At 78.1% G+C, this 433-nt stretch carries 1 protein-coding gene; it reads right to left on the minus strand.

Features of this window, described 5'->3' with window-relative positions:
• Window positions 1–433 (minus strand): ABC transporter substrate-binding protein (locus M3677_RS17435; protein ID WP_251161206.1); only part of this gene is annotated, 433 nt, incomplete at both ends.

The raw sequence follows: 433 nt of genomic DNA on the forward strand, positions 1-433 counted from the left end.
GCCCAGCGCGTCGTCGGTGAGCAGACCCGGGGCGACGTCGGCCTGGCCCTCGAAGACGCCGTCGACGACGGGCTCGGCGTCGACCGCGGCGACCGCGGCCGCGCGCAGACCCGGGTCGGCGAAGGGGCCGCCGGCCGTGTTCAGCTGCAGGGCGGTCACCCGCGGCAGCGAGGTGGTGACGACGCGCTGGTCGTCGGTGAGGGTGGCGAGCTGGCCGATGGGCACGCCCTGGGCGACGTCGAGCTCACCGGCGCGCAGGGACGCCGTCCGGGCGTCGGCGTCGTCGACGAACCGGACGTCGACGCCGTCGGCGGCCGGCGTGCCGCCCCAGTAGTCGGTCGCGGCGTCGAGGCTGGCCGACTGCGCGCCCTGCACGGCGGTGATCGCGTAGGGGCCGGTGCCGTGGCCGACCGGGTCGGGAGCGGTCGGGTCG

Source organism: Curtobacterium sp. P97, from assembly GCF_023712445.1.
In the GTDB taxonomy this organism is placed as follows: Bacteria; Actinomycetota; Actinomycetes; order Actinomycetales; family Microbacteriaceae; genus Curtobacterium.